The organism is Geobacter anodireducens (assembly GCA_001628815.1).
GTDB classification, from domain to species: Bacteria; Desulfobacterota; Desulfuromonadia; order Geobacterales; family Geobacteraceae; genus Geobacter; species Geobacter anodireducens.
This window is the reverse complement of sequence record CP014963.1, coordinates 1,885,546-1,898,382: the sequence shown is the minus strand read 5'-3', so window position 1 is coordinate 1,898,382 and position 12,837 is coordinate 1,885,546. Positions and strand designations below refer to the sequence as shown.

The window sequence follows — 12,837 nt, the reverse complement described above, 5'->3', positions numbered from 1 at the left end:
CACTCAGAGCAGGGCGTCTATTGCCTCGAAATCGATCTCGTTCTCGGCATTTGCCTGATCCAGTTGAGCTTTTCCCGGTCCTCGGCAGTGATCTTGGAGACATCCTCCATAAGCGTCGTGAACACTCGTGCCGTGGAGTCATGAACCCGGATGTAGGGAATCATGCTGTCGTCCAGAATCTGCTGGGTTATTTCCGAAACCGGCATGTGGCCCGCGATGACGAGACCGGCGATCTTGTCCCGGTAGGATGGGATATGATACAGGGAGGACAGGGTGACGATCAACTCGTCCCGTGAGCTGGTGAGAACCAGCAGAGTGGCATCCTCCAGGGCGTCAACCACCCGTTGGGACGATGCTGCTCCCAGGTGGATGTGGTGAATGATCCGGCTGTGCCTGTCAGCGTCGCCGTGCACGGGAAGATTGAGCAGTTTTCCGATATGGGACAGGGTCGGGTTTGCCAGGACGGGGGAATAGTTGAAGCCGCCGGAAACCTGGAGCGAGCGCCCCGGGAACCCCCGCCGGAGGAAGCCGAGGATCGAGTCACGCTTGTCTGACCGGAGTTTGTTGACGATGACCATCCGGACGTCGGCCCCTTCCTTTTCGTAGAGGGCCAGGTTAAGGTGCACGGCATCGATGGTGCTGCCGATGCCACTGTCGGTCACCACGATGACCGGTGCCCCGAGCGTATGGGCTACACAGGCATTGCTGAGGCCGATGACCGAACCGACACCGCAGTGGCCCGCGCCTTCGATGATCAGGAAGTCATAGCTCTGGTCGAGGATTTCGAATGCTTCGACGATCTTTTTTTTAAGGGCGAGGCAGTCGAACCTGCCGCTTAGGTAGTCGCGGGTGAAGTTCTTGGGGAGAGGCACGGGGTTCATGAGGGCCAGGTCTTCTTCCAGGCCGAAGGTCCGTGCCATGAGGATGGCGTCCATGTCGACGGTGAGGCCGTTGTACATCTCGATTTTGGGACCAATGGGCTTGATGAAGCCGACCCGCCGGTATTTCTGTTGTGCCAGGTGCATGAGCGAGACGCTCATGGTTGTCTTTCCGCAGTTTTGTCCCGTTGCGCCGATAAAGACTTTTTTGGCCATGGTCCCCCCGGTTGCGTATGAAATTCATTCAGAAACATGAAGGCTGACTGCTGCGCGGAAAAACGGTGCGGCCAGCTCTCGTTGGTGTTTTTCCGCATACAGTATACACAATTGCACGTCCAACGGGGCGAAAAAAGAGCCTTATCCTCCCATGTCCGACGCGATTATCCCGCTGTCAGGACCGTGTTGTCAGCTAAGGCACTGTTCCTGCATCAGCAATGGGAACATTACTCTTGTGCGGGTGGAACGTGAAATATTCCCTGATCATTTTGGCATCACTCACGGTTTTGGGGGGGTGCTCCCCGGTGGGCACGCAGATGAGGGCATGGAAAGGCGCCCCTCTGAACGAATTGATAAACCGGGTGGGAGCTCCCTCGTCAGTGTCGGCCGACAGGGGGGGGTACCGGCTGTACCACTGGTATGAAGACCGCGGCGCGGTCTACACCTATGGCGGTATGGTGAACCTGAGCTGCGACCGGACCATCGGCGTGGATGACGACGACTTCATCATCTCGGTCGACTGGCGCGGCAACTGCATCGCGCCTGTCGATTCGCCCTGGGCGCGCACCAACGATACGCAGAGCATAGGAGTCAGCCAATGAAGATCAGTGACCGTCTTTCTTCGCGCGACGTGGATAAAAAGGGGAAACAGGAATCTCTCGGCCGGTCGGACATTGCCGGATCGCCGTTTGTCCGGACTCTTGCCCGCAACCGGTCGGAGTTCGAAAACCATGAGCAGGAATTGCAGGTCCTCAAGGGCGAGTTGGACAAGGCCGGCAACGAGCTGGAACGGGAGCCGACCATTGCCAATTTTCGCACGTTTCGCGATCTCATCGGCCGCATCACGAAAAACGTCACATCCCATGCCTACCGGCTCCAGCGGGTGGGGGGGACGACCCTCAACCCACGTTGCTTCGAAATCATCACCGTGATCGACCGAGAGGCCGACAATCTCTATCGCCTCATCATGACCGAGAACAAGGATCGTCTCGCCATCACCAACAAGATACTTGAACTCAAGGGGCTCGTCATTGATCTGAAAATCTGAATGCGCGGGCCCATTGCCCGCGTCAAAATTTCAGCATCACCTCCTCAACCTTTGACATTTCCGATGGGCACGAGCCGTGCGACCCGCCGGCTCAGATGCGACAGTTCGGTGGCCTCGGCCACGTCGTCAATGTTTTTGTAGGCATGCCCCGCCTCTTCGGCCAGTCCTCCCCAGGACGCGGTCCGCACGTAGATGCCGCGCTCCTCCATATCCCGCTGCAGTTTCTGCCCCTTGACCAGCTTTTTCGCCTGATGGCGGCTCATGGTCCGGCCGCTGCCGTGCGCGGTGGTGAAGAAGGTGTCGCCGCCTCCCGGGTCGCCTGCCAGCAGATAGGAGCCGGTTTCCATGCTGCCGCCGATAATGACCGGCTGGCCCGTTTCCCGGTAGCGGGCGGGAATCCCCTCCATGCCGGGGCCAAAGGCCCGGGTGGCGCCCTTGCGATGAACCAGCAGTTCGCGTTTTTTCCCGTCCACCAGGTGGGTCTCCAGCTTGGCGGTGTTGTGGGCCACGTCATAGACCATATCCATGCCCAGATCGCGCGGGTCGCGACCGAATACGTCCGAAAAGACCTCGCGGATGCGATGGAGGATGACCTGGCGATTGGCAAAGGCCATGTTCACCGCGCACTTCATGGCGGCAAAGTAGTCCTGCCCCTCGCGGGAGCGGAAGGGGGCGCAGGCAAGTTCGCGGTCATTGGTGCGGATGCCGTACTTTTTCTCCATGACCGACAGGAAAAGCTGGAGATAGTCGGTGGCCACCTGGTGGCCGAAGCCGCGGCTGCCGCAGTGGAACATGATCACCACCTGGTTCGGTACGGTAATGCCGAATGCCCGGGCGGTATCCTCGTCGAAAATGTTCTCGGGGCGGGCCACCTGGATTTCCAGGTAGTGGTTGCCCGAGCCGAGGGTCCCGATCTGGTTGTATCCACGGTCAACGGCTCTCTGGCTGACCTTCGTGGCATCGGCTCCGGTAAAGCAGCCGTGCTCTTCGGTCATCTCCAGGTCTTCGGGCCAGGCGTAACCGTGTTTCAGGCACCAGGAGGAGCCCTGCTCGGCCACGCGGCAGAACTCGTCGTGGGACAACCGCACAAAGCCGTGGCTCCCGACCCCGGCCGGCACCCGGTAGAAGAGGGCGTCCACCAGCTCACGCAGGCGCGGCTTTACCTCTTCATAGGTGAGGGTGGTCAGAACCAGCCGCATGCCGCAGTTGATATCGAAGCCGATGCCGCCGGGGGAAATGACCCCCGTATCCGGGTCCATGGCCGCCAGCCCGCCGATGGGAAAGCCGTATCCCCAGTGGCCGTCAGGCATGCAGAAGGCGTATTTCTGGATGCCCGGCAGGCAGGCCACGTTGGATACCTGCTCGAAAACGCCTGCGTCCATGGCGTTGATGAGTTTTTCCGTGGCAATGATGCGGGCGGGAACGAGCATTCCCTGCTTGTAGGATACGGGAAGCTCCCAGATCGTTGCAGATATTCTCTTCAGCGCTGCCGGTGCCGTCATGGCTCGTTCACCTCTCCTGTAAGCTAATTCTCCGATGTTCCAACTATACCTCAAATTCAGCCAGCCATTCCTCGAAGATGGCAACCTTGTGATCGCCATAACGCAGCAGATTCGCCCTCACTTCGTCGGGGTGCTTTTCGTGGTCGAGGGAGCGGGGTTTTTTTGAAAAGAACAGGTCGGCAAAGCAGACGATTCGCTCTTCCCGGCTGAGGGGAACCATGTCGCGCCGGGGCAGGGGCAGGCTCTGACGTTCGATGTCCTCCACGGTGAGGCCGACACCGATATGGCGCTCGCAGACGAGAGCATGCCGGGGTAGTCCTTCGGCCTCCAGAATCTCCCGGCCGATGATGCCGTGGAGGATATAGGGGGCCTCGCCGGTGCAGCCGATGCCCGTGGAATTGGTCCGGCAGACGCCGATGTCGTGGAGCAGGGCCGCTTCTTCTAGGAACCGCAGATCGAGCGACGGATCCCGGAGCCGGCGAGCCACGGCCAGGGCCTTGGCCGCCACGTGGCGGCTGTGGGCAAGCACAATGCCGCAGGCCGTAGTGGCTGGGCCGAAATGCCGTGCGAGCAGATTTTCGGGGGTCATGGGCAAACCTCTTTCGCGCTGGAAGTGATGTCTCATTATCCGGACCTTGGCGCTGCTCTGTCAATCATGCATTTACCCGGTGCAACCCCGCGTCAATGGGCTAATTTCTTGACCTTTCAGGAGTCTTCGGTGTATTCTGGCGCGTATTTCCCGCACTGGAGACCTCATGGCCCGACCCACCTGGGACGAATATTTCATGGAGATCACACACCTGGTGGCCAAGCGCTCGACCTGTCTGCGGCGTCAGGTGGGTGCGGTCATCGTCAAGGACAAGAACATCCTTGCCACCGGTTACAATGGCGCGCCCTCAGGTGTGGCCCACTGTCTCGACGTGGGATGCCTGAGAGAGAAACTCGGCATCCCGTCCGGCGAGCGCCATGAACTCTGCCGGGGCCTCCACGCGGAGCAGAACGCCATCATCCAGGCGGCCAAGCACGGCACCAATATCGACGGGGGCACCCTTTACTGCACCACCATGCCGTGCATCATCTGTTCGAAGATGCTCATCAATGCCGGCATCCGGCGCATCGTGTACGAAGAGGGATACTCGGACGACCTTGCCCGCGAGATGATCGGCGAATCCGGCGTAGCAGTGGAGCGATTTTCCGACCTGAAAGGAAGAGCGTCATGAAATGTCCGTTCTGCGGTCAACTCGACAGCAAGGTGGTGGACTCGCGCCCCGACAAGGGTGGGGCGGCCATCCGCCGCCGGCGCGAATGCGAGTCGTGCGGCAAGCGGTTCACCACCCACGAACGGATCGAGGAAGTCCTTCCTCTGGTGCTCAAGAAGGACGGGCGCCGCGAGCCATTCGACCGGCTCAAGCTCATCGCGGGCATTCAGAAGGCCTGTGAAAAGCGGCAGGTGTCCCGGGAAACCATCGAACGGCTCGTGGACCGGCTGGAGGCCCGCCTGCCGGAGCTCGGGGAAAAGGAAGTGCCGAGTACCACCATCGGCGAATGGGTCATGACCGAGCTCCATGACATCGATGAGGTGGCGTACGTCCGCTTTGCCTCGGTCTATCGCTCCTTCAAGGATGTCAACGAGTTCATGTCCGAGCTCCAGGATCTTCTCAAGAAGTAGCAGCCCCACTCCCATGACATCTGTCCATGAAAACATGATGCGGCGTGCCCTTTCCCTTGCCCGAAAAGGCATTGGCAAGACGTCCCCCAACCCTGCGGTGGGGTGCGTGATCGTGCGTGAGGGCACCGTGGTCGGCGAGGGGTGGCACCGCAAGGCCGGCACACCCCATGCGGAGGTCCACGCGTTGCGCGAGGCCGGTCCGCTGGCCCGCGGGGCTGACGTTTATGTAACGCTCGAGCCGTGCTCCCACTTCGGCCGCACCCCCCCGTGCGCAGATGCCCTGGTTGCTGCGGGAGTAGCACGTGTCTTCGTGGGAATGGTTGATCCGAACCCCAAGGTCTGCGGCACAGGGGTCGCCCGTCTCGAAGCGGCAGGTATCCGGGTAATTACCGGCGTACTGAATGGGGAGTGCCGGCTGATTAATGAACCCTTTGCGAAACACGTGTCCACAGGGCTTCCTTTCCTCACCCTCAAGAGCGCCCTGACCCTTGATGGGAAGACAGCCACTCTGTCTGGTGATTCGCGCTGGATAACTAACGATAAATCAAGGCGGTACGTGCATCGACTTCGAGCGATGGTTGATGCCGTTATGGTGGGGGCCGGAACCCTGCTGGCCGATGACCCCGAACTCACCGTGCGCCACGTGAAGGGGAAAAATCCTCTCAGGATCATAGTGGACAGCAGCCTCAGGATACCACATCAGGCACGGGTTCTGGGAGATGACCTGGCCCGCGGCACCATCATCGCGACCACGTCAGATGATCGGGATCGAATAGCTTCTCTGGAGACGCGGGGAGCGCAGGTCATCCGTTGCGCATCCGACAAAGGTCGCGTGGACCTGCGCGATCTCATGGAGCGCCTTGGCGCCAGGGGAATCCAGTCGATCCTGCTGGAGGGGGGAAGCGAGCTTGCCGGTGCGGCTCTCCGTCAGGGACTCATCGACAAGTTCATTCTCTTTTACGCCCCCCTATTTCTGGGCGGTGCCGACGGCATCGGGTTGTTCGGCGGGGCATCGGTGGAGCGCATGGAGCGGGCATTCCGCCTTGAAACGGCGCGGGTGCGGCGTTTCGGCGGCGACATCATGATCGAGGCCTATCCGGAGGAAGCATGTTCACGGGATTGATTGAAGATGTGGGTACCGCGCGGCGGTTGGAGCGCCGGGGAGAGGCGGCACGCCTTGCCGTGGCCACGGCGCTGCCGCTTGAGTCCGTGAATCTGGGCGACTCGGTCGCAGTGAACGGGGCCTGTCTCACGGTGGTGGCAAAGGGGGGCGGCGAGCTTACCTTCGACGTTTCCCCCGAGTCATTGGAGCGCACCACGATCGGCAGTCTGGCAACGGGGGCTCCGGTCAACCTGGAGCGGGCTCTCCGCCTTGGAGACCGTCTCGGCGGCCACCTGGTGACGGGGCATGTGGACTTGGTGGCAACAATCGAGGGACGTCGCGAGGTGTCCGGCAACATCCTGTTCACCTTCCGGATGGCTTCCGGATTCAGCCGTTACCTGGTGGCCAAGGGCTCGGTGGCCGTGGACGGCATCAGCCTGACGGTAAACACGGTTGACGCCGACTCGTTTTCGGTCAACGTCATTCCCCATACCGCTGCGAAAACGACCCTGGAGCACCGTCGACCGGGCGACCGGGTCAATATAGAGACGGACATTCTCGGCAAGTACATCGAACGGCTCCTGGGAGGCGGTGGGGAACCCCGAAAGGGGGATAACGGGGTAACCCTTGAGCTTCTTGCAAAGAACGGATTTTTGTGAGATATGAAATGATTACCTATGTAAGGGACGGAGAGACCAATGCCGGTTGCACGTATTGAGGAAGCAATTGAAGACATCCGTCAGGGCAAGATGGTGATCCTGGTGGACGACGAGGACCGTGAGAACGAAGGCGACCTGACCATGGCCGCGGAAATGGTAACCCCCGAGGCGATCAACTTCATGGCCCGGTTCGGGCGGGGGCTCATCTGCCTCACCATGACGACCGAACGGTGCGATCATCTCCAACTGCCACTCATGGTTTCGGCAAACACTTCCTCCTTCGGCACGGCCTTCACCGTATCCATCGAGGCAAAACGGGGGGTGACCACCGGCATCTCAGCGGCGGACCGGGCCCACACCATTCTGACCGCTGTTGCCGATGACGCAAAGGCAGATGACCTCGCCCGTCCGGGCCACGTGTTCCCGCTGCGGGCCAAGCCGGGCGGAGTGCTCGTTCGTGCTGGCCAGACCGAAGGCTCGGTCGATCTGGCTCGTCTTGCCGGGCTCAAGTCCGCTGGCGTCATTTGTGAGATCATGAACGACGACGGCACCATGGCGCGAATGCCGCAACTCAAGGTTTTTGCCAGGGAGCACGGAATCAAGATCTGCACCATCGCGGACCTGGTGGCCTATCGGCTCAAGCACGAGTCCCTGGTGAGGCGTGCGGCAGACGTGCTTCTGCCCACGGATTTCGGGGAATTCCGGGCCATTGCCTTTGAGAACGACGTTGACCGGCTGGAGCACTTGGCGCTGGTCAAGGGAGAGATCAGGGGGGATGAGCCGGTGCTCGTCCGGGTGCATTCCGAGTGCATGACCGGCGACGTTTTCGGCAGCCTGCGCTGCGACTGCGGCAGCCAGCTCCATCGGGCCATGGAGATGATCGAGGCCGAAGGGCGCGGGGTCATCCTCTACATGCGCCAGGAAGGACGCGGCATCGGCCTGTTCAACAAGCTGAAGGCCTACGCCTTGCAGGACGAGGGGAAAGACACGGTGGAGGCGAACCTGGCCCTTGGCTTCAAGCCCGACCTGCGTGACTATGGCATCGGTGCCAGATTCTCGTGAACCTGGGGGTGCGGAACATCAGGCTGCTGACCAACAACCCTCGCAAACTGATCGGCCTCCAGGGCTACGGCATCAATATCCTGGAGCGGGTTCCCATCGAAATCCCGCCCACCACGACGAATCTCGACTATCTCAAGGCCAAGCGCGAAAAGCTCGGTCATTTGCTGGAAAACATCTGAGGAGGATACCATGCCCCGATTCATCGAAGGCAAGCTCGACGCCACCGGGCTTCGATTCGGCATTATCGTGAGCCGCTTCAACAGCTTCATCGGCGAGAGGCTTCTTGAGGGTGCTGTGGACGCCTGGTCCGCCATGGTGGTGATGATGGCGACATCGACGTCGTCAGGGTTCCCGGGGCCTTTGAGATCCCGCTCACGGCCCAGAAACTGGTCCAGAAGGGGAACTACGATGCCGTAATCTGCCTCGGCGCCGTGATCCGCGGCTCCACGCCCCACTTCGATTACGTGGCCGCCGAGGTTTCCAAGGGGGTCGCGCATGTTTCCCTGGCCACCGGCGTGCCGGTCGTCTTTGGCGTGCTTACCACCGACACCATCGAGCAGGCCATTGAGCGGGCCGGAACCAAGGCGGGGAACAAGGGCTTCGATGCGGCCGTGACCGCCATCGAAACGGCGCGCCTCTACCGGGAGCTCCGCTAGTGGGCGCCCGCCGCCTCGGCAGGGAGCTGGCCCTGCAACTGCTGTACTCACGGGATTACGCTGCCGGCGAGGCTGCGCCGCTCCTGGAGCTCGCACTGGACGAATCAGAGCCCGGAGCGGCGGCGGGGCGAAGCTTTGCCGACGACCTGGTCCGCGGGGTCCTGGAGCACCGCCAGGAGATCGATACTGCCATCACCGGCGCATCGAAGAACTGGTCCATCGGCCGCATGGCCCGGGTTGACCTGAGCATTCTGCGAATGGCCATGTACGAGTTGCTGTTCCGGCCCGACATTCCCAAAAACGTCACCATCAACGAAGCCATCGAGGTGGCTAAAAAGTTCGGCACCGAGGACTCGCCGGCATTCATCAACGGCATTCTGGACGAGATCGCCTCAACGCTCCCCGACAAGGGGTAGCGGCCCCAACTCATCCCGACAGGCACCAGAACGAGGAAACATGAAAGAGATCAAGATCGGACTCATCGGCTTCGGCACCATCGGCACGGGTGTCGCCAAGCTCCTCCAGGCCAACGCCGGCCTCATTGCCGACAAGGTCGGCGCCGCGGTTACCCTTAAAAAGATCGCCGATCTGGACATAACCACCGACAGGGGCATCGAGCTCCCTCCGGGAACGCTCACCAGCAACGTGGCCGAGGTACTCGATGACCCGGAGATCAGCGTGGTGATCGAGCTGATCGGCGGCTACGAGCCGGCCAAGAGTTTCGTGCTGCGGGCCATCAACAACGGCAAGCACGTGGTCACCGCCAACAAGGCCCTGCTTGCCCTGCACGGCGAGGAGATCTATCCGGCGGCCGCGGCCAAGGGGGTCGAAGTCCTCTTCGAAGCGGCGGTCGGCGGCGGCATCCCGGTCATCTCGGCCATCCTGGGGAACATGGCGGCGAACAACTTCACCACGGTGTTCGGCATTCTCAACGGCACATGCAACTACATCCTCACCCGCATGACCCAGGAAGGGGCCGATTTTGCCGATGTTCTCAAGACCGCCCAGGAGCTTGGCTATGCCGAGGCCGATCCGACCTTTGACATCGAGGGGGTCGATACCGCCCACAAGCTGGCGCTGCTGGTCTCCCTCTGCTTCGGGACAAAGGTTGATTTCAACGCCATCCACACCGAGGGGATCAGTTCCATCTCGTCCGTGGATATTGGTTTTGCCCGGGATTTCGGGTACAAGATCAAGCTGCTGGCCATTGGCAAGCGCACCGGTGATACCGTGGAAGCCCGCGTCCATCCGACCATGATCCCGGTCAACTACCCGCTTGCCGATGTGGACGGGGTCTTCAACGCCATCCGCTTCACCGGCGATTTTATCGGTCCCGTCATGTTCTATGGCCGCGGCGCCGGCATGGAGCCCACTGCCAGTGCCGTGGTGGGCGACGTCATCGAAATCGCCCGGAACATCCTTGCCGGCGTGGGCCGCCGGTGCGCGCCCCTCGGCTATCGGGACGAGGCAGTCACGACCCTTGCCCTCAAGCCCATGGGCGAGATCGAGGGCAAGTACTATCTCCGTTTCGGCGCCGTTGACAAGCCCGGTGTGCTGGCAAAAATTTCGGGTGCCCTCGGCAGGTACGACATCAGCATTGAATCAATGATCCAGAAGGGGAGAAGCGCCGGTGAATCGGTACCCATCGTGATCATGACCCATGAAGCCCGGGAAAGGGACATTCGTGCGGCCCTGGAAGAGATCGACACCTTTGAGCTCATCAGCGAAAAGAGCAGATTCATCAGGATCGAGGATAATCTGGAATAGAAACGTCTTCCCGCACATTGATGCCGGAGAAAGGCAGCCATCGCAGGCTGCCTTTTTTCATGGCGGAAGGACAGTTACGTCGGTGTCGGCGGTTGGGATGAGTTGGGTAAAATAGTGGATGGAGGCGTAACGGCCCGATGCTATGGGAGTAACCGCGGAGCTGTAACGGCTCACATAGACGAGATGAGCGATGCCGTACTCCTCGGCGGTGCCGAGGTTTGTTTCGCTGTCTTCTCCGAGCATCGTCCGCGATGGTTCGTAGGGAATCCGTTCCCTCAGTTTTCCCCAAAACTGCACGTCCTCCTTGGGCAGTCCAAGGTCGTGGGCGGAAATGATGCCGGTGAAATAGTGCCCGAGCCGGGTTTTGCGCATCTTCAGGGAGAGGGTCTTGCCGTGGGCGTTGGTCACGAGCCAGGCCTGTTTGCCGTGCTGGCGAAGAAAGAGCAGGAACTCCACCACGCCGGGGTGGACAGCGATGAGGTGATCGACTTCCTGCTTGAGAACGGGGATGTCGAGTCCGAGCCGCTCCGACCAGTAATCCAGGTCGGTCCAGTTCAGGGTCCGCTCCTGGGAGCGGAACAGGGCATAGAGAAGGATTTTCGCTTCGTCCAGGGGAATGCTGTTCCGGGCGGCATAGCGTTTGGGTACGTGTTCGAGCCAGAAATGGTCGTCGAAATGGCGGTCGAGCAGTGTCCCGTCCATGTCCAACAGTACGGTGTCGATGCCGTTCCAGTCAAATTTCATGGCGTATCCTAGCGGGAAAGACCTTAGCGGGCCTTTTCCTCGATGAAGGTTCTGATCTGCTCGATACGTGAGTCAAGCACCTCGCACCGGCTCGGCAGGTCTTCAATCCCTTTGAGCGACGGGGGGCGCGGCGGTTCGAACCCTACCGCGCGCACCACGGCATCGGCGAATTTTGCCGGGTGGGCGGTGGCCAGGCAGATGACTGGCGTGCCGTCGGTCACCAGGTGCCGGGCAGCCCGCACGCCCACTGCCGTGTGGGGATCAAGGAGGTAGCCGGTTTCACGGTGGAAGGAGGCGATGGTGTCGACGGTCTCTTCCTGGTTGACCGAATAGGCGAGGAATTCGGTGCGCACGTGCGCCATTTCGGCATCGGAGAAGTCGATCCGGCCCCGGTCGGGAAGCGTGGTAAAAGCCTCACGGACTCTGGCGGGATCTTCTCCGAAGAGATAGTAGGCATAGCGTTCGAAATTGGAGGCCAACTGGATGTCCATGGACGGCGACACAGTGGGCACCACGGCGCTCAGCGAATAGTCTCCGTCATTGATGAAGCGGGCAAGAATGTTGTTCTCGTTGGTGGCCAGGAGCAGTCTGGCAATGGGCAGTCCCATCCGCTTGGCCACGTAGCCGGCGAAAATGTCGCCGAAGTTGCCCGTGGGGACCGAGAAGACAACTTCGTCGCCAATGGTCTTTGCCACGCGGAAGTAAGAGTGGAAGTAATAGACCACCTGGGCCAGTACCCGGGCCCAGTTGATGGAGTTTACGGCGCCGAGAGCGTAGCGTTCCTTGAAGGGGAGGTCGTTGAACAGGCTTTTGACGATGTTCTGGCAATCGTCGAAGGTGCCGCGCACGGCAATGTTGTGCACGTTGGGATCGAGCACCGTGGTCATCTGCAGCGCCTGGACCGGCGAGGTCTTGCCGTGGGGATGGAGGATGAAGATGTTGATGTTCTCCTTGCCCCGCACGCCGTAAATGGCGGCACTTCCCGTGTCGCCGGACGTGGCGCCGACGATGTTCATCCGTTCGTGCCGCTCCTGCAGCAGATATTCGAAGAGGTTGCCCAGGAATTGAAGCGCCACGTCCTTGAATGCGAGGGTGGGGCCGTGGAAGAGCTCGAGGATGTGGAGACCGCCCCGCTCCACGACCGGCGTCACGTCGGGATGATCGAAGGTGGCATAGGAGCGGTCGATGAGACTGCGCAGGTCATCGGCCGGGATGTCGTCGGCGTAGCGGGAGATGATCCGGAAGGCGAGTTCCTGGAACGGCAGCGTCCTCCATGTCGCGAGCGTGTCCCGGTCGATGGCCGGTATCGTTTCCGGCAGGAGAAGCCCCCCATCGGTGGCGAGCCCCATCATGACCGCGTCTTTGAAGCGAATGGGCTGAATGGTTCCTCTGGTGCTGATGTAGCGCATGACTGGTCCGTTCTTGAAGGGATTGCCGCGCTCCCTGCCCCTGAGCAGACGGCGTTGGTATCTTAGCAGCAAACGTGTGAAAAGTGAAGCGGTCGCTCCCGCTGTTCCTGTGGTACTATTAAAGG

At 60.9% G+C, this 12,837-nt stretch carries 12 protein-coding genes and 3 pseudogenes; 10 read left to right on the top strand and 5 right to left on the bottom strand.

The features are described 5' to 3' along the window. Positions 1 to 3 precede the first annotated feature (3 nt). Positions 4 to 1,094: pseudogene (locus A2G06_08635) on the bottom strand (cobyrinic acid a,c-diamide synthase). A 248-nt stretch (positions 1,095 to 1,342) separates the two neighbouring features. Here A2G06_08635 and A2G06_08630 point away from each other — a divergent pair. Both A2G06_08630 and A2G06_08625 read left to right on the top strand, forming a co-directional pair. Continuing rightward, a complete protein-coding gene (locus A2G06_08630) occupies positions 1,343 to 1,696 on the top strand; it encodes a hypothetical protein (GenBank protein ANA40350.1) in 354 nt (117 codons plus the stop codon). After that, positions 1,693 to 2,142: a hypothetical protein gene (locus tag A2G06_08625; protein ANA40349.1), complete on the top strand. Its 450-nt coding sequence runs from the start codon at positions 1,693 to 1,695 to the stop codon at positions 2,140 to 2,142. Before A2G06_08630 ends, A2G06_08625 begins: the two co-directional genes overlap by 4 nt. 44 nt (positions 2,143 to 2,186) lie before the next feature. Here A2G06_08625 and A2G06_08620 read toward each other — a convergent pair whose 3' ends face one another. Then, the gene (locus A2G06_08620; GenBank protein ID ANA40348.1) at positions 2,187 to 3,644 is read right to left on the bottom strand and encodes an RNA-splicing ligase RtcB; all 1,458 of its coding nucleotides are present in this window, start codon (positions 3,642 to 3,644) and stop codon (positions 2,187 to 2,189) included. A 43-nt stretch (positions 3,645 to 3,687) separates the two neighbouring features. Continuing rightward, positions 3,688 to 4,233 carry a phosphohydrolase gene (locus A2G06_08615; protein ANA40347.1) on the bottom strand — a complete coding sequence of 182 codons (546 nt, stop codon included), beginning with the start codon at positions 4,231 to 4,233 and terminating at the stop codon, positions 3,688 to 3,690. A gap of 166 nt (positions 4,234 to 4,399) precedes the next feature. Between A2G06_08615 and A2G06_08610 the strand changes: the two genes are divergently transcribed. The 8 genes and pseudogenes from A2G06_08610 (at position 4,400) to A2G06_08575 (ending at position 10,559) form a co-directional block, all read left to right on the top strand. After that, positions 4,400 to 4,864: a cytidine deaminase gene (locus tag A2G06_08610; protein ID ANA40346.1), complete on the top strand. Its 465-nt coding sequence runs from the start codon at positions 4,400 to 4,402 to the stop codon at positions 4,862 to 4,864. Beyond that, positions 4,861 to 5,313, top strand: a complete 453-nt coding sequence (locus A2G06_08605) for a transcriptional regulator NrdR (protein ANA40345.1) — start codon at positions 4,861 to 4,863, stop codon at positions 5,311 to 5,313. The genes A2G06_08610 and A2G06_08605 overlap by 4 nt, the downstream gene beginning before the upstream one ends. A 13-nt stretch (positions 5,314 to 5,326) precedes the next feature. Further along, a complete protein-coding gene (locus tag A2G06_08600) occupies positions 5,327 to 6,436 on the top strand; it encodes a riboflavin biosynthesis protein RibD (GenBank protein ID ANA40344.1) in 1,110 nt (369 codons plus the stop codon). After that, a complete protein-coding gene (locus A2G06_08595) occupies positions 6,421 to 7,074 on the top strand; it encodes a riboflavin synthase subunit alpha (protein ID ANA40343.1) in 654 nt (217 codons plus the stop codon). The genes A2G06_08600 and A2G06_08595 overlap by 16 nt, the downstream gene beginning before the upstream one ends. Positions 7,075 to 7,113: 39 nt before the next feature. Next, positions 7,114 to 8,315 (top strand): annotated as a pseudogene (locus A2G06_08590) (bifunctional 3,4-dihydroxy-2-butanone 4-phosphate synthase/GTP cyclohydrolase II). A gap of 10 nt (positions 8,316 to 8,325) precedes the next feature. Continuing rightward, a pseudogene (gene ribH / locus A2G06_08585) lies at positions 8,326 to 8,792 on the top strand (6,7-dimethyl-8-ribityllumazine synthase). Then, positions 8,792 to 9,208 carry a N utilization substance protein B gene (locus A2G06_08580; protein ANA40342.1) on the top strand — a complete coding sequence of 139 codons (417 nt, stop codon included), beginning with the start codon at positions 8,792 to 8,794 and terminating at the stop codon, positions 9,206 to 9,208. The pseudogene ribH and the gene A2G06_08580 overlap by 1 nt, the downstream one beginning before the upstream one ends. 40 nt (positions 9,209 to 9,248) lie before the next feature. Continuing rightward, positions 9,249 to 10,559, top strand: a complete 1,311-nt coding sequence (locus A2G06_08575) for a homoserine dehydrogenase (GenBank protein ANA40341.1) — start codon at positions 9,249 to 9,251, stop codon at positions 10,557 to 10,559. Between the two features lie 57 nt (positions 10,560 to 10,616). Here A2G06_08575 and A2G06_08570 read toward each other — a convergent pair whose 3' ends face one another. Further along, the gene (locus A2G06_08570; GenBank protein ANA40340.1) at positions 10,617 to 11,303 is read right to left on the bottom strand and encodes a haloacid dehalogenase; all 687 of its coding nucleotides are present in this window, start codon (positions 11,301 to 11,303) and stop codon (positions 10,617 to 10,619) included. Positions 11,304 to 11,326: 23 nt separating this feature from the next. Continuing rightward, a complete protein-coding gene (locus tag A2G06_08565; protein ANA40339.1) occupies positions 11,327 to 12,712 on the bottom strand; it encodes a threonine synthase in 1,386 nt (461 codons plus the stop codon). Between the last annotated feature and the right edge of the window lie 125 nt (positions 12,713 to 12,837).